This is a genomic window from Nostoc sp. (assembly GCF_036919615.1).
GTDB lineage: Bacteria > Cyanobacteriota > Cyanobacteriia > Cyanobacteriales > Nostocaceae > Nostoc.
Window position 1 is genome coordinate 118,264 of sequence record NZ_JBALCN010000096.1, and the last position, 16,351, is coordinate 134,614.

The window sequence follows — 16,351 nt, forward strand, 5'->3', positions numbered from 1 at the left end:
GTTAATTTATCTGGAATGATAAATATAAAGAAAAAAGTTTTGGCTAATGGCTTATTTTTTGTGATTGCAGTGTGGCTGTCTAGTAGGCTTCTAATAGCCATCGCTATGTTGCTGATTGCTCCATTATTTCCAACTTCATCAGTTGGCGTTGCTGCCACCTTTAGTTGGAATGTTTTCTCTGCTTGGGATAGTGTTTGGTATGAGAAAATTATGACTTCTGGTTATGATTTCTCCAGTAACGTAAAGGAAATGCACACAGTTGCATTTTTCCCTTTATTTCCATTGTTAAGCCGGATAATTATGTTCATCGGCTTGTCTCCTAAAGTGGCAGCTATATTAGTTAATAATTCGGCTTTTTTAGCTGCCTTGATCATCCTTTATTTTTGGGTACAGGAGCTTTACGGCACAAGCACAGCCCGATGGGCTACAGCTACTTTAGCATGGTGTCCTTATTCTCTTTATGGAACCGTAATTTATAGTGAAGGTTTGTTTTTGTTGTTCACCACATCTGCCTTACGAGCTTTTGATAAAAAGCAATATATTTGGGCAGCATTCTGGGGAGCATTATCTACAGCAACACGACTACCTGGAGTTGCTCTTATCCCCGCTTTTCTGTTTGTTTCGTGGAAAGAACGTAGAGGTATAAAAGCCTATATTGCTAGTTTAACTGTTGCTTTGGGTATATCTCTGTACAGTCTTTATTGTCAAATTAAATTTGGCGATGCTTTGGCTTTTATCCATGCACAAAAGGCATGGCGTGGTGATGCAACAGGGTTTGCTTGGGAAGGTTGGTGGAAGATGGTGATGCAAATTACGCTAGGTTTAACTAATTTGAAATCTGGCTATATTAAAGATCCTTTGTATCCGTTATTATTTTTAATAATTATTGGTAGCGGCTGTTTGTTATGGCGCTTTCGTTTACATCTAGGAATGATAAAACTCCGCTATGGATTATATTTTTTATGGCTATTGTTGTGGTTATTGACAGCAGATGAATTATTGAAAATTGCACTAGTTTTTGGTGGGATCTATTTACTATGGTTATCACGAGCTAAAATTCCCCTTGTTACTGTTGTCTATGGGTTTTCTTCCTTAGCTTTAATTTTAAACACTGGGATTACACTCTCGGCTGAACGCTACGCTTACGGTATTATATCCTTGTCAATGGCATTCGGGTTATTACTTGCCCAATATCCTCGTTGGGGATACCCAATTATGTACTTTTTTGGAATACTAATGTTTACATTTTCTATTCGATTTGCCCGCGATCTTTGGATAGCTTAGGTTGATAAGATCACTCATTGGTGGTTTACCCATAAATAAGATCTCCGACTTCTCAAAGATGTCTGAAATCTGTGGCTTTTGGTATAATTAATTCTTGGTAATCAGTGTAAATCCGTTAACTGCTCCTATAATTTTACTCCCAGTTAAATTGATTTGCTGTAAAGCCGCATTGTCTAATAGCAAATAAGATTTATTAGATAACATTTGTTGTAAAAGTGGCACACTTGCAGGAGTTACCTTGCAATCGCTGTAAAAGTCCAAACTAGGACGCCCATAAGTAAAAGAGGTGTAAATTTGTGTTCCTGGTGAAACATTTGCCCGAATTAAGTCTGCTACTGGCTTGACTGGAAAAGCTTCCTTTAATTCCCAAATCCAAGATTGTGAACTCATCAATAGTACTAAAACTAAATACATCCCTGTAAATAAGACTGGAATAAAGTTGCGATCGCGTTGTTTAATTAGCCATGCTGCGATGCCCATACTTATTGCCAAAACAATAGTCATGATTATTAAAATAGGCTCTTTATTTACAATAATAAAGTAAACACAACCTCCTAAACCAGCAAAAGCAATAATAGCCAGAAATATTGTCCAACTTCGCACTCTAAAATGACCATACTGCCAAATTTCGCTAAGTTTAGCACCAATTGCCAAAGCTAAAAATGGATATAGAGGCATAATATACCACGGGAGTTTAGTTCTCATTAAAGAGATGCTTCCTAAATAAACAATTGTGCCAATAATAATTAGGCAACCCCAGGTAGTATGACGTTTTTTCCAAGCTAGATAAAAACCCCCTGGTAAAAATAATAGCCAAGGAAAACTATACTTAATTAACTCTATTAAATAGTACCAGGGAGGGCCACTATGACCTTCAACAGATTGTGTAAGGCGATCAAAACTTTGTGCTTGAAAATTCACTTGGAAGAAATTTTCGCCATAATGTTGCCATTGAGCAGCAAACCAAGCGATCGCTGGTGCATTTCCTAAAAACATTCCTACTAATAAATAGGGGCTTGTTAACAAAGCAAACTGCCGATCTGCAATCAGTAATAAACAAGCAATCGCCCCTAGCAACAAAACTATCATCCCTTTAGTGAGAGTGATTAACCCTAGACAAAATCCCACGCCTAAAGCATACCGCCGATTCTGACGTGCTTTTAGCAAACAAAACAACAACAGAAAGAAAAAGGTAATAGTTGTACCATCTAGCATTGCTAGCCGTCCGTGACGCACCACAGGCAACATCGTCAGGTAAACTAAAGCGGCAAACAGAGCTGGTAAACTTTGGTTAAAAAGCAAACATCCCACCAAGTAAAGCAAAGGCACTCCCAAGGCAGTTAACACTGCACCCGGCAGACGTGTTGTCCACTCATTCACGCCTCCAATGGAGTAAGTCCAAGCAATTAGCAAGTGCATCAGGGGTGGCTTATTATAATAAGGTTCACCTGCCAAGGTGGGGTAAAGCCAACGCATTGAATCAAGTGGGGCACGCCAAATTTCACGGGCAACTTGTGCCACAGTACCTTCATCCCAATCTCGTAAAGGGGAGTTTCCTAAAAATATCAGCCATAGAACTAGAGATATTACCAGTAGGCTAAATAACCATTCTTTTTCTCGGAATAGACGCATATCTAAAATCGGGATAATTATCTCAACCACTGTAAGGCGGTATTGTACCCCAGATTCTGCAATGTTAAAAAGCGGCGTTTATATGGTGCGATCGCTCAAAATGCCAGCGTTAATCATGCGGTGATATTCGTTAATCGTCCACTTAGCAACTATTGCTACAAGGATAGAACTTCTATCAAAATACAAGGACTTTTTAAACTAGCAGCACTATGCTGAGAAGTTTGATTCTAGTGACGGATGTAGCGTAAGAAACTTGAGTACAGCGAAGTGTTAAGTAGACTCTGTTGAGAAAATAAAAACCTCTGCTGCTTGAGTCGGCCAAACAAATAGGTTTTGCTTTGCAATATCCAGATCAATAGCAACGGCTTCTATTTGATTTATCGAGTTATCTTGACTTCTGTATTTGAGCAACGTAGTAAATTGACCAATTTCTAAACTTGGTTCGCTGATGCGTATTTGCACTGGCGGGTTAATTTGAATTGGTTCCCAGATTCCAGTTGCTTGATCAATTTCTATTCCAGTAAGATGATGCTTGGTAACAAATTTATTATCTAACTGATTCCACCATTCAGAAATTATCTGAGCTTCTTTAGTATATTTTGGTGTATTGTTACAGTGCCAACGAATAGCATTGGAGCTAGATTTAATTGCTTCTTTAACTTTGTCTTCCCAATTCTCATCATTCAAGTCTATGCTGATCATTTGCCCTTCAGATTTTGAGCGATCAATATATATATGGAAAGCTGCAACATCTTCTCGATGAGTGAGAATATAGCGACGTAGTTCATTGAGATTCATCGCTTCATACTTAGCTACTGTCATGGTTCATACCCTCCGGTTGGTTTAATCTCAAAGTCTAGATTTTCGCCAGCAAGTACGTATAAGTTGCCAGTACGTTCATCTACCCTAACAAGTTCGATGTTTGTGTATGGCCATCCAGGGTAAATGACATTAGTAAGTCGATAACAAAGCCTGTAGAGTCCCTGAGTTTGTTCGTTTGTGGGCTTCATATCCACTTTACTTGATTTCCCTACTGATTATATCGGTAAATGATACCTGAAATCACCGATAATCGCGCTCCATTTCACCACTGAAGGAAACAGCGACTTTGTAACCAATGCGAATACCAAAAAGTCGAGCAAATGGGCATTTATTACGTAAATATCGCGCTGATTCTATACCTATTTTGTCAACTGCGTATTCACCTGTTTCTATATCAATAATCACCATCTTACCGATATTTTATTCTCGTTCCACTTGTTGACGAATGCTGTTTTCGTATAGTTCTTTTGCACGTCATCCAACTTATTCGCAGCTTAAAAGTATGGATTGCACGCTCTTGCTCCTTAATTATTGATTTGTATTAATTCTATATCTAATACATAATTATCTGCGGTCACCTGTTCCACATACAGCTAAATATTATTACTCTAGTTCTTTAAAGCTCAATACAGCTGTGTCGTGTCGGCGCTTGTGACAGTTGCATAAATCACAAGACTTACGCAAGTTTTCTCAATTATATTTTCTAAAAACTATCTAGTAACTTAGGCTAATTCCGTAGCTAAAAGCCTACCTTGAATTGGTTCATACTCATCTTCTAGTAACCATAACTTGGCTGCATTATAGACAAAACTTAATCAAGTATTACAAACAGTGTATGAGATAAAACCATCAGTGCATGGGTTTGTGATGGGGAAAAATATTGTAACTAATGCTCAAGCTCATACTAAAAAACGCTATGTTTTAAATCTTGATTTAACTGATTTTTTTCCGTCGATTAATTTTGGTCGAGTCCGGGGTATGTTTATGGCTACACCCTATGGTTTACATCCAGATGTAGCGACAGTTTTAGCACAGATTTGTTGTCATAACAATCAGTTACCTCAAGGTGCGCCAACTTCACCCATTGTAACTAACATGATTTGTGCCAAGATGGATAGTCAATTGCAACGTTTAGCAAAAGAGTACAAAGCGACTTATACAAGGTATGCAGATGATATTACTTTCTCAACAACTTTACCTAAGTTACCTGAAGAATTAGCATATATAGTAGCTGAAGAAGACGTAGATAAAATTTTTATTGGTAACAAATTACTATCAATTATTAATGACAACGGATTTAAGGTGAATGAGAAGAAAATCAGACTGCAAAGCAGAGAGAGTCATCAAGAAGTTACGGGATTAACAACTAATCTGTTTCCTAATGTTGACCGAAAGTATGTGCGTCAGGTTCGTGCTATGCTTCATGCTTGGGCTAAGTTTGGGCTTGAAGCTGTGGAAAAAGAGTATCAAGAAAAGTCTGAATTTAAGCCAAGATTATCTACGAAAGAAAAATCAAATTTTCGACAGGTATTGAGAGGAAAAATAGAGTTTATTGGTATGGTTAAGGGAAGAAATAATTCTATTTATCAAAAATATCTAAAGCAATATCAGCTACTTTCAACTTTAGTGATTAGTTAATTATTATTTGAGAGTGGTAATTAATGGATAAAATTGCTCAAAACTTACTTCAACAAATTAACTTGAATCTAAAAAATATTGCTCTATATCTGGATAAATTAACCAGGGAAGAAATTAAGATAGACTCTAACAAAATACTTGTCATTGATTATTCACAGTATCTTTGGCTCAATCTACCAGAGAATAATTCACTCCGAAAACAACTTGAACAGTATAATATACAATCAGTTAATGACATCATTAATGATGATTTTGTAAAATTTTGTAGAAGGATATACTTGCAAATAGAAATCCTACTTGATCAATTCATAGCTAAAGAATATGGCAACGACAAGATACAAAATAATTCGTACTCTAAATGGGAAAGATTAACTTATTTTTTTGAAGTTATTAAGGGTGGCTCAGAAAAATTTAACAAAAAAAGTTGTGAAGAGTATAATATAATTACTTTGATCATGAATATCAGAGATGTTGCCAGTCATGGAGATTGGAATGGTAAATCAATAGAAGAAAGAATTGAAGGAAAAGGTAAGTCTATAAAAATATCTCTCAATCTACTAAAAGATAACTTTACTATAACAGAAATAAATGATATTTTTAGTTTATATGTAGTAAATAAAAAAACAGTTAAAATTTACGGTAACTTGGAAAAAAGAACAGCAGATATTATTTTATATGGTCTAAAAGATACTTTTTATAATGTTGAAGAAGTTGTCAATGATATTATCAATAATTTAAGTTTATTGCAATACAAATTAGGAAATAAGGTGGAAATTATTCCACACAAATCACAGCCTCAAAATAAACTTAAAGAGTTTTTCGATAAAAAAGATTATCAAAAAATACACGAGACTATAAAGTGGTTTATTGAGGAAATAGTTAATTATTTAATAAAATAGCCATAAACGATAAGAAAGAAAACAAAAAACGGTAGAGGAATAAACCCTCTACCGTTTTCTAATTTTCTATTTGAGACTTAAATCCCAAACCCTAAATCTTACTCAACACCTTGGGGTAACAATTCCCGGCGTTGTTGAGAACTAACTTGCACAACGCCATTTTCATCTACATCAACAAGGGCTGTATCACCGTCCTTGATACGACCAGACAGAATTTCTTCTGCTAGGCTATCTTCTAACAGGCGCATAATTGCCCGACGTAATGGCCTTGCGCCGTAGCTGGGACTGTAACCTTCAGTGATCAAACGATCCTTGAAGCGATCTGTGACTTCTAAGGTGATACCCTTTTCAGTCAGACGACCAAATACTTCCTTGAGCATAATTTCGGCGATTTGGGTCACTTCAGGCTTGCTCAACTGACGGAAGACGATAATTTCATCGAGTCGGTTGAGGAACTCTGGACGGAAGTACTGCTTGAGTTCTTCGTTCACCAAAGAGCGAATCCGGTTGTAAGTTGACTCGCTGGCATCTTCGGAGAATTCAAAGCCGATACCGCTACCGCCTTTTTCAATTACCTTAGAACCAATATTGGAAGTTAAAATCAGCAAGGTGTTCTTGAAGTCCACTGTGCGACCTTTGGCATCGGTTAACCGACCGTCTTCCAAAATTTGCAACAGCATATTGAATACATCAGGGTGTGCTTTTTCGATTTCGTCGAACAACACCACGGTGTAAGGACGCCGCCGCACGGCTTCGGTCAGCTGACCACCTTCGTTATAACCAACATAACCTGGAGGGGAACCAATCAGCTTGCTGACGGTGTGACGCTCCATGTATTCCGACATATCCAAGCGGATCATCGCTTCTTCGGAACCGAAGAAGTAAGCAGCTAAGGATTTTGCCAACTCGGTTTTACCTACACCAGTCGGCCCAGAGAAGACAAAGCTAGCTATGGGTCGGTTGGGATTTTTCAAACCGACACGAGCGCGACGAATTGCTCGTGAAACTGCCCTTACAGCTTCATCCTGACCGATTAAACGCTGATGCAAGGTGTCTTCCATGTGCAGTAGCTTTTCAGATTCAGATTCGGTGAGTTTGTTCACCGGTACCCCAGTCCAGGAAGCGACAATGTGGGCAATGTCTTCTTCTGTAACTACAGGTTCTTCACCTTCAGTGCCAGTTGCATTGGTCTTGCTTTGAGCGATCGCTCGGATTTCGGCTTTGATTTCCATTTCGCGATCGCGCAATTCCCCAGCTTTGTCAAAGTCTTGGGAGCGCACCGCGTCATCTTTTTCTTTTAATATCTGACGCAGCTCCTTGTCTAACTCTTTGGCTGCGGGTGGCAGCTGGGAGTTAATCAAGCGCACCCTAGAACCAGCTTCATCAACTAAGTCGATGGCTTTATCTGGGAGGTAGCGATCGCTAATGTAACGGTCTGATAATTTCGCCGCTGCCACCAATGCTTCGTCGGAGATTTTCAGTTTATGGTGTTGCTCGTAGCGTTCGCGCAGACCATACAAAATTTCAATTGTTTCATCTACTGTAGGTTCGCCAACCATCACTGGTTGGAAACGCCGCTCTAGTGCTGCATCTCGCTCGATGTGCTTCCGGTATTCATCTAGGGTTGTAGCTCCGATGCACTGCAACTCACCTCTTGCCAAAGCTGGCTTGAGGATATTTGCTGCGTCAATAGCACCTTCTGCCGCACCTGCACCAATTAAGGTGTGTACCTCATCAATCACGAGAATGACATTACCCGCAGAGCGGATTTCATCCATGATTTTTTTCAAGCGTTCTTCAAATTCACCCCGGTACTTGGTTCCTGCTACGAGCAAACCAATGTCCAGCGTGACGACGCGTTTATCTTCGAGGATGTCAGGAACATCTTTAGTGGAAATGCGTGAAGCTAAACCTTCAGCGATCGCTGTTTTACCAACCCCTGGTTCCCCAATCAGCACTGGGTTATTTTTAGTTCGGCGACCCAATATCTGGATCACCCGCTCAATTTCCTTGGCGCGTCCCACCACTGGATCGAGCTTATTGTCTATTGCCATCTGGGTTAGGTTTGAGCCAAATTCATCCAGAGTCGGGGTTTTTGTGCGCCCGGATGAACCGCCTGGTGAAACTTCGGCAGTTTCTCCCAACATGCGGATGACTTGGGTTCTTACCTTAGATAGATCCACACCGAGGTTTTCTAGCACCCTGGCTGCGACACCTTCCCCTTCGCGGATTAGGCCCAACAGCAGATGCTCGGTACCAATGTAGTTATGCCCCAGTTGGCGTGCTTCTTCCAAGGAGAGTTCTAGAACTCGCTTTGCCCGTGGCGTAAACGGAATTTCCACGGCAACAAAGCCTGATCCCCGACCTATAATTTTTTCAACTTCGATTCGGGCATCTTTGAGATTGACGCCCATTGATTTCAGCACCTTGGCAGCCACACCAGTGCCTTCCCCAATCAGACCCAAGAGGATCTGTTCGGTTCCGACAAAGTTGTGACCTAAACGGCGGGCCTCTTCTTGGGCCAGCATGATTACCTTAATGGCTTTTTCTGTGAAGCGTTCAAACATGGCATTTTTCCCATCACCTGCGGTCGTGCCGGTATGCTGATTTTAGCACAGGCAAAGCTTTTGGATGCCTGTATAACAGATTATAGACATCCTGAAGCTATGACTTGGGTTGATGGGCTAATTGTTAACTCTTGACTACTTTTATCTGGCTAGTGTACTGAGGAGCTTTAGTTCACCAGCGTTTTTGGGATTTATTACAAATAGCTGACTGCTTATATTAGGAGTTTCTTGACTTAATCCCAAACACTTATACTTAACATATGTATTTTTTCATGTCAAGCACAAATTTTAACATAGTTTTTTATTATGTTAAGTTTATTTAATATAGGATATTTAAATATAATTAGACGCAGCAAAGTTGCATTTTTTTTGCTGAAGCTGATAACAAACCCCGATAATCCAAAATTAATAATCCGCAACTACTTAAAATAATTCGTAATGACCAGAAAAAAAAAGGTACAAGCCCACTTCGGCTAGCGAACGTGCATCGCCTAAATTTATTTATGGGGTTGTTACTTTTGACTTTTGACTTCCCCGTTCGCGTAGCGTCCCGCAGGGAAGGGGCTGACGCTCTTGCTAGCTTGCTTCTTTGCAGAAGTACGCGGACTCGCTAATGTAATTTGTAATTAGTTAAAACGCAAGTGCCAAGAGGATTTGTCGAGGCGATCGCTGATCATGGAATACCACTGGTCTAAAGTTGCTTGAAATTTCGGGTGTTGTAAATCTGGGAGCCAAAGGATTAGGGCGTCCTCATCGTTATCTTGGTAATAACGCCGACGCCGCCCAGCTGTTTTGAAGCCAAATTTTTGATATAAAGATATAGCCCCCAAGTTGGAAGCTCGCACTTCGAGGGTAGCTCGCTCCATTTTGCGATCGCAAGCTGTCTTAATGAGTGAATATAGTAAAGCTGCACCCATTCCTTGACGGTGATATTGGGGATGAACCGCCAAAATTGTAATGTGGGCTTCTTCTAAAATTGACCAAAAGCAACCCATTCCCAGCAGTCTCGAACTAGAGACAGAGGAAAATAAACCCAGCAGATCGCTGTTAGGACTGTCCAACTCACGCCCGTAGGCCTCCATTGTCCATAAACCGCCAAAACAGGCTTGATCCAGTTCCAGCAATGCACTCAGATGCTCTTTTTTCAGTAATTTAATTTCTAAGTCTAATGAGATCACATTTATTGAATAAGATTACAAACCCTTTGTAAACTGGGAATCAGGAGACTAACTCAAAGCCCCTAATTTGAACAAGGACAACTTTTATAGTTATGGTATCGACTCACCCCACTGGGGTTCAACATTCTGGAAGTCAGTATTTACATCAAATGCGCGACACCAGCGCAAATCCATCGCCTAATCAAGAACTTTTACCCTTGACTGCCAGAGTTCATGATCATGACCTCCTGGAAATTGGTGGGTGTGATGTCACAACCCTAGTTGAGCAGTTTGGTTCACCTTTATATATTTTAGATGAAGAAACCCTGCGTTCGGCTTGTCAGCAATACCGAAATGCTTTCAAGCAATACTACAAGGGTGAATCTCAAGTATTGTATGCCTCAAAAGCTTGGAATTGTTTAGCAGTTTGTGCGATCGCCGCTTCTGTTGGGCTGGGAATTGATGTAGTTTCCGGGGGCGAACTTTACACCGCCTTACAAGCGGGTGTTAGTCCCAATAAAATCTACCTCCACGGAAATAATAAATCTCATGAAGAACTAATTTTAGCGATCAAGTCTGGTGTCACGATTGTGGCGGATAACTGGTATGAGTTGCGTACCCTTGTTGAAATAGCCCAACCTGCTCAACCAATCCGGATCATGCTACGGCTAACTCCTGGTATTGAGTGTCACACCCACGAATACATCCGCACGGGGCACTTAGATAGCAAATTTGGCTTTGATCCCAATGAATTAGATGAGGTGTTTACTTTTGTCAGTCAACAATCTGCCCTTAATTGCGTAGGAGTACACGCTCATATTGGTTCCCAAATTTTTGAGCGCCAACCGCATCAAGATTTGGCCGCTGTCATGGTGCAGTGGCTGCGGGATGCCGCGAAGTATGGTTTAAATATTACAGAGTTAAATGTTGGTGGCGGTTTAGGGATTAAGTATACAGAATCAGACGATCCTCCTAGCATTGAAGAATGGGTGAAGGCAATTTGTAAAGTCATCCAAGAAGCTTGTATAGCCGAAAATTTGCCTTTACCGAAATTACTTAGTGAACCAGGGCGATCGCTAATTGCTACAGCTTGCGTCACTGCCTACACCGTCGGTTCATCCAAAGTCATTCCAGAAATTCGTACTTATGTGGCAATTGATGGAGGAATGTCTGACAATCCCCGCCCGATTACTTACCAATCAGTTTATCGAGCAGTCATTGCCAATAAAATGTCTTCTCCCTTAACCCAAAAAGTCACAATTGCTGGTAAACATTGTGAATCAGGAGATATTCTGATTAAAAATGCACTACTCCCAAAGACTGAACCAGGGGATATTCTCGTAGTTATGGGAACTGGTGCGTACAATTACAGTATGGCATCTAACTACAACCGCTTGCCCCGACCGGCAGCAGTCGTAGTGGCGAATGGTGAAGCAAATTTAATTTTGCAACGTGAAACTTATCAAGACTTAATTCGACAAGATCGCCTACCAGAAAGACTAAAGAAATAGTCATTTGTCCTTGGTGAGTCTAGCACTGTGGGAGGGTTTCCCGGAGCAAGTGACTAGCGTTAGCAAGTCTTCTCCCTTGGCGCTAGCCTCTCCCTTTGGGAGAAGGGGGAGACAATGCCGCGCATAGCATTCGCGTAGCGTCTCGTAGAGAAGCGGTAGCGAGTCATCGAGCGTCTGGGGTTTCCCCAAGTAGAGCAAGTGGCATAGAGACGCCAAGGGCGAACCAGCGTCACCCTTAAGGGTCATTAGAAGCCACTGCCTTGCTCTGGTCAAGAGAGTTAAAGCAAGTGACATTCATTAGCCAGGAACTAATTACAAATGACTAATGACTAATGACTAATCTAATTAGAGGCAAAAGTGTAATCCAGATGTCATGAGAGATTGGTGGAAGCAATGGCTGACAAACCTGGGGTGGTCACAGTCCTTGCTGCTTGGGACTCTGGATATTGTGTTAGTGCTGGCGCTGACGTACATGATACTAGTTATTATTAGTGAGCGCCGAACACTATGGATGGTGCGGGGATTCATTATCTTAATGCTAGCCTCAGCACTAAGTAACAAATTAGGACTACCTCTGCTAAATTTTGTACTGGAAAAGTTAGTGATTGGTTGTGCTGTAGCGATGGCAGTTGCTCTACAGTCAGAGTTTCGACGGTTTTTAGAACAATTGGGGCGTGGCGAATTTCGCCAGCTGTTTCAACCTGACCGTCTGACAATCCCTAAGTCTGATAGTGTAATTGATGAAATTGTTGAGGCTGTTAAAGAATTGTCAAAAAACCGCATTGGAGCTTTACTAATTGTGGAAACCACAGGGCCAATTGATGAGCGAGATTTTTCTGTGCCAGGAGTAAAGCTAAATGCGGAGGTTTCTAAAGAACTGATCCAAACAATTTTTCAGCCGAAAACTTTGTTACACGATGGAGCGACATTAATTCGTGGTTCGCGGATCGTATCATCGGGTATAATTTTACCACTTTCGGGACGCACAGCCTCGCGCCAGTTGGGAACACGCCACCGGGCGGCAATGGGAATTACTGAGCGGGTCGAAAATTGCATTTGTGTTGTTGTATCTGAAGAAACCGGTTCCATTTCCTTAGCGGAACGGGGAACCCTAAATAGACCGCTGACGATTAGGAAGCTGAAAGAGTCATTAGAGGCTGTTTTGTCTCCAACCGTCGATAGGGAAGCTGTTGCTCCTGGTCTGTTGAGTTTTGTTCGTCAGATAAGTGGGAAGGCACTAGCACTGGTTTCACGTTTACTCAGATTACCATCGACCGCTTCTCGAGATAAAAAATGACAGCACAACAAACTAAACTGCAAGATTTGCCTACTGACTTAAAACAAGAACTATTGCCCCAGCATGTTGCAGTGATTATGGATGGCAATGGTCGATGGGCTAAACGTCAGGGTTTACCTCGGATTATGGGTCATAAGCGAGGAGTAGATGCTCTTAAGGATTTACTTCGCTGTTGTCAAGATTGGGGAATTCAGGCGCTGACGGCTTATGCTTTTTCAACAGAGAACTGGAAAAGACCGCAGGAAGAGGTGGATTTTTTGATGACTCTGTTTCAAAGAGTTTTGCGCCAAGAACTGCGGGAAATGGTCGAAGAGAATGTTCAAATTAAGTTTGTGGGAAATTTACAAGACCTACCACGATCGCTCCAACAAGAAATATCCCGTTCAATGCAAGAAACCAAGGATAATCGCGGTATCCGGTTTTCAGTAGCAACTAATTATGGCGGACGGCAAGAAATTTTACAAGCTTGTCAGGCGATCGCCAAGCTTGTGCAGCAAGGTATGCTACAACCCGATGAAATTAATCAACAGGTGTTTGAGAGCCACTTGTACACAGCAGGAATTACTGACCCAGATTTGTTAATTCGCACCAGTGGAGAAATGCGTCTCTCAAATTTCCTTCTTTGGCAAATGGCTTACGGGGAAATTTACATCACCGATGCTCTCTGGCCTGATTTTGACCGGGCTGAGTTTCACCGCGCCTTATGTGCCTACCAGCAACGGGAGCGGCGATTTGGGAAAGTATAAAATCAGTGAGGAGTTAGGAATGAGGAGTTAGGAATAAAAACTCATAATTCCTAACTTCTAATACCAATTCTCCCTAAACTTGCATTTAATACTTACTCTTTATCCCTTGGCGTACTTAGCGTACTTGGCGGTTTGTTAATAAATCGTAAGTGCATCTTCATAGCCAATCAGTATAACTCTTAACTCCTAACTCCTCTTACGGCCCTGAAAACACGGCTTGTTCTACATCATCCCGACTAAGAGAATACTTGAATGAACGTTGGATATCTTGTCCATCTTCTCCAGATTGGACATATCGCACTACGATTTGCTCAACATCGAGCCATAGTTCAGCTTGCCAACTAGGCCGCTGCACATGCCAGCAATGCCTCTGTGTTTCGTCTTGTTGACAGCCTTGGTCTTTTAGCCACTGTTCAATTTGTGGCAGGGGATGATTATATAGGGGGGTATCAGAGGGGAGAAGAGGCATAGGAATTTTAGATTTTAGATTTTGGACTTCCGCAGCTATTAGAAACGCTATTCGCGTTCGTTCAGTCGAACGATTTTGGATTAGGAAATTTTTTAATTTTTAATAACCATAGGGGTAATTGGTTGTGATACATGGATAATGTGCTGTTGTACAGATGGAGTTGGCTGTTGCAAATGCGTTTGGAAAGCAGTCTCACCACGAGTTAAGCCGATAGCTACTGCTAGTAGCAGACAACCGACAAATGTTAACACCAGCATAAATAAAGCAAATATTTCCCCAGATGAGAGGGGGCGATCGCTCGCATCGAGGTAAGCTGATTTTGACAATTCATCGGAACGCGAGACGGGATGATTCAAATCAGGGGGTGGTTGAATCACTCCAAAGCGGGAATAGCCAATTTTTAAATCGTAGCTTAACCGACGTTCTGGATGGCTTAGGGTGGCGTAGGCTTCGTTGATTTGCTGAAATTTGAGAGTGGCGATCGCAGTAGGCAAGTCTGTAGTATCAGGATGATAGCGTTTGCTCAGTTGCCTATAAGCACGACGAATGTCGATTACTGATGCCCACGGATGCAGTCCTAGCAGGGAGTAATAAGTTGGTTTACTGCTTTGTGGCATTGCCCCGTTGTGATTCACGGTTGTTTGAGTCACCTTGCAATCAAGTTTTTTCTAATATTGTAAACCTGCCCATTCCACAGAGGAAAAAATGGCTGATGACATTCTGGCATCATGCCCAAGCCTTTGACCAGTGAGGACTTGAATGGTTGGATTTATATACTGTACAATAGTATTTAAAGGGGCGAACGTCGGCTTGATGCCGTGTGTCTGAGTAGTAATTCTACTTAGACCTAGTACAACACGGCGTAAATAGAGCCAACCATTTAAAAACCCTAAAAAGCTCATTCCCTAATACTTTTGACTTTTGACTTTTGACTTTTGAATGAGTGACTTCCGCCTTGCAGTACTAGCCCCTTTAGCTTTTCCAGAATTAATGAATTGCGATCGCCATACCACTCTCCATAAACTTTATTGCGCTTATCGTCCAAATCCATAATCAGTCTATATTTATTGGCAAGGGGCAAAAAAACTGGTCATCGTCGCGTTAATAGCATCGCTGCACAGCCCACAGGTAATAGTCGATGACTTGTAAATAAATATAACTCTGATATCTTGTGATTATTGATACAAAAATATCCAGAAAAAATATTTTCAGGAATTCTGCCAAATTGCCAAATAAGTTGCCTATTATCTGAATTTTTGTCTCATTTGCAGCTAAGATTACATTGGCACAGTTACACAAAAAATCTTAGCTTATTTAATATATTATGATTGCTACACTGATTGTAGCTTGGATTGTCTTCATAATATTATGGAAGTTGCTGAAAGCAACCGTGAGTAGTGCATTAACTATTGCGGCAATCCTTGTTTTATTAAACATCAGTTTTGGGATTACTCCGCAAGATATTTGGCATCACATAACACAGTTTGCTCAAACTCTCTCGCAGATCCAAAGCGGCAAGTAAAAAATTAAAAATTCACCTTTATTAACAAAGCTGAATCGAAAAAAATGACTAGACAAAATTTTCGTCTATAAAATTCGTATTCGATTTTTGCCAAACTAGCTACAACTCAAAGAGCCTTCTTTCCCTTTGCCTATTGCCTTCTAAGCCAACTCAGTTCTCGAAATCAAAACGGATTCACACATAACCTTTGTTGGTCAATTATTATTCAATGCTGAAATCTTAGCCAACGCATCCTTAAAACTCGGCGGCAACTGACGCATAATTTTGCCTCTTTCGCGATCTAAAGCTACTAAAGTCACCTTGGCAGTGACGTACAATTGTTGTCCATCAGTTGAGACAATGGCATAATCCCAATTGATGCGGACACCAGTCACTTCAGCCATGCGCGTTTTTACCACCACTGCCATACCCAATTGAATTGAACGGTGATAGCGCACCGACAGTTCTACAACTAGTAAATCGCAGCCTATAGCGACTAAATCAACAAATTCAATCCCTATAGATCGCAAGCATTCAATCCGCGCTTCTTCCATCCAAGCTATATAGGAACCGTGCCAGACAAGACCGGCATAATCGGTGTGGTGGGGTTGCACTCTGATAGGATATTCAAACCAATTCCCAAATTCATGACTTGATGGATTGTCAAGGGCGCTGGTTGGTGGTAGTTTTGGTTGGCTGGGCTTTTCTTCTGACATCTTCGATTTTCTAAGCACCTATAAATTTTCCAAATCATTGAATAGCATAAAAATTAATTGCGTTGCCGGACTTGTTGATTTAATATTTACACTTCCGAATATGGGGAGTGTT

Annotated in this window: 17 protein-coding genes and 1 pseudogene; 7 read left to right on the forward strand and 11 right to left on the reverse strand. The window is 41.0% G+C overall.

Translation table 11 applies throughout. The features are described from left to right. Positions 1-15: 15 nt before the first annotated feature. Positions 16-1,284, forward strand: coding sequence for a mannosyltransferase family protein (locus V7K48_RS28305; protein WP_335077570.1), 1,269 nt, complete (start codon positions 16-18; stop codon positions 1,282-1,284). Positions 1,285-1,371: 87 nt separating this feature from the next. On the opposite strand, the gene V7K48_RS28310 is transcribed toward V7K48_RS28305, so the two are convergent. The 4 genes and pseudogenes from V7K48_RS28310 to V7K48_RS28325 form a co-directional block, all read right to left on the reverse strand. Continuing rightward, complete coding sequence (locus V7K48_RS28310; RefSeq protein WP_335077572.1) at positions 1,372-2,916, reverse strand: ArnT family glycosyltransferase; 1,545 nt, start codon at positions 2,914-2,916, stop codon at positions 1,372-1,374. Between the two features lie 270 nt (positions 2,917-3,186). Beyond that, positions 3,187-3,738: a DUF6887 family protein gene (locus V7K48_RS28315; RefSeq protein WP_335077574.1), complete on the reverse strand. Its 552-nt coding sequence runs from the start codon at positions 3,736-3,738 to the stop codon at positions 3,187-3,189. Then, a complete protein-coding gene (locus V7K48_RS28320; RefSeq protein WP_190876219.1) occupies positions 3,735-3,926 on the reverse strand; it encodes a DUF6888 family protein in 192 nt (63 codons plus the stop codon). The genes V7K48_RS28315 and V7K48_RS28320 overlap by 4 nt, the downstream gene beginning before the upstream one ends. Before the next feature lie 52 nt (positions 3,927-3,978). Further along, positions 3,979-4,212, reverse strand: a pseudogene (locus tag V7K48_RS28325) (hypothetical protein); the annotation flags it as partial. A 357-nt stretch (positions 4,213-4,569) separates the two neighbouring features. On the opposite strand from V7K48_RS28325, the gene V7K48_RS28330 reads away from it, so the two are divergent. Together V7K48_RS28330 and V7K48_RS28335 are read left to right on the forward strand one after the other, a co-directional pair. Next, on the forward strand, positions 4,570-5,376 hold the full coding sequence (locus tag V7K48_RS28330; protein ID WP_335077576.1) for a reverse transcriptase domain-containing protein: 807 nt from the start codon (positions 4,570-4,572) through the stop codon (positions 5,374-5,376). A 23-nt stretch (positions 5,377-5,399) separates the two neighbouring features. Then, positions 5,400-6,275 (forward strand): hypothetical protein, encoded by an 876-nt coding sequence (locus tag V7K48_RS28335; RefSeq protein WP_335077578.1) that lies wholly within the window; start codon positions 5,400-5,402, stop codon positions 6,273-6,275. A gap of 98 nt (positions 6,276-6,373) precedes the next feature. Here the strand turns inward: V7K48_RS28335 and V7K48_RS28340 are convergent, their stop codons facing one another. Continuing rightward, positions 6,374-8,842, reverse strand: coding sequence for an ATP-dependent Clp protease ATP-binding subunit (locus tag V7K48_RS28340; protein WP_334814118.1), 2,469 nt, complete (start codon positions 8,840-8,842; stop codon positions 6,374-6,376). Positions 8,843-9,468: 626 nt separating this feature from the next. Next, positions 9,469-10,020 carry a ribosomal protein S18-alanine N-acetyltransferase gene (gene rimI, locus V7K48_RS28345; protein ID WP_335077580.1) on the reverse strand — a complete coding sequence of 184 codons (552 nt, stop codon included), beginning with the start codon at positions 10,018-10,020 and terminating at the stop codon, positions 9,469-9,471. A 92-nt stretch (positions 10,021-10,112) separates the two neighbouring features. Here rimI and lysA point away from each other — a divergent pair, with 92 nt between their 5' ends. From lysA to V7K48_RS28360, 3 genes are all read left to right on the forward strand, one after another. Continuing rightward, the gene (gene lysA, locus V7K48_RS28350) at positions 10,113-11,510 is read left to right on the forward strand and encodes a diaminopimelate decarboxylase (RefSeq protein WP_335077582.1); all 1,398 of its coding nucleotides are present in this window, start codon (positions 10,113-10,115) and stop codon (positions 11,508-11,510) included. Positions 11,511-11,883: 373 nt separating this feature from the next. After that, positions 11,884-12,807, forward strand: a complete 924-nt coding sequence (gene cdaA, locus V7K48_RS28355; protein ID WP_335077584.1) for a diadenylate cyclase CdaA — start codon at positions 11,884-11,886, stop codon at positions 12,805-12,807. Beyond that, positions 12,804-13,553: an isoprenyl transferase gene (locus tag V7K48_RS28360; protein WP_335077587.1), complete on the forward strand. Its 750-nt coding sequence runs from the start codon at positions 12,804-12,806 to the stop codon at positions 13,551-13,553. Before cdaA ends, V7K48_RS28360 begins: the two co-directional genes overlap by 4 nt. A 196-nt stretch (positions 13,554-13,749) precedes the next feature. Here the strand turns inward: V7K48_RS28360 and V7K48_RS28365 are convergent, their stop codons facing one another. From V7K48_RS28365 to V7K48_RS28380, 4 genes are all read right to left on the reverse strand, one after another. Continuing rightward, positions 13,750-14,022 carry a DUF3143 domain-containing protein gene (locus V7K48_RS28365; RefSeq protein WP_334973186.1) on the reverse strand — a complete coding sequence of 91 codons (273 nt, stop codon included), beginning with the start codon at positions 14,020-14,022 and terminating at the stop codon, positions 13,750-13,752. 92 nt (positions 14,023-14,114) lie between these two features. Then, positions 14,115-14,639 carry a J domain-containing protein gene (locus tag V7K48_RS28370; RefSeq protein ID WP_335077623.1) on the reverse strand — a complete coding sequence of 175 codons (525 nt, stop codon included), beginning with the start codon at positions 14,637-14,639 and terminating at the stop codon, positions 14,115-14,117. Between the two features lie 51 nt (positions 14,640-14,690). After that, complete coding sequence (locus V7K48_RS28375; RefSeq protein ID WP_335077589.1) at positions 14,691-14,924, reverse strand: hypothetical protein; 234 nt, start codon at positions 14,922-14,924, stop codon at positions 14,691-14,693. Continuing rightward, entirely contained in the window at positions 14,921-15,073 is a 153-nt protein-coding gene (locus V7K48_RS28380; RefSeq protein WP_335077591.1) for a hypothetical protein, read from the reverse strand. Before V7K48_RS28380 ends, V7K48_RS28375 begins: the two co-directional genes overlap by 4 nt. Before the next feature lie 273 nt (positions 15,074-15,346). On the opposite strand from V7K48_RS28380, the gene V7K48_RS28385 reads away from it, so the two are divergent. Continuing rightward, entirely contained in the window at positions 15,347-15,544 is a 198-nt protein-coding gene (locus V7K48_RS28385; protein ID WP_335077593.1) for a hypothetical protein, read from the forward strand. Between the two features lie 194 nt (positions 15,545-15,738). Here V7K48_RS28385 and V7K48_RS28390 read toward each other — a convergent pair whose 3' ends face one another. Next, the gene (locus tag V7K48_RS28390) at positions 15,739-16,239 is read right to left on the reverse strand and encodes an acyl-CoA thioesterase (protein ID WP_334723506.1); all 501 of its coding nucleotides are present in this window, start codon (positions 16,237-16,239) and stop codon (positions 15,739-15,741) included. Positions 16,240-16,351: the final 112 nt, after the last annotated feature.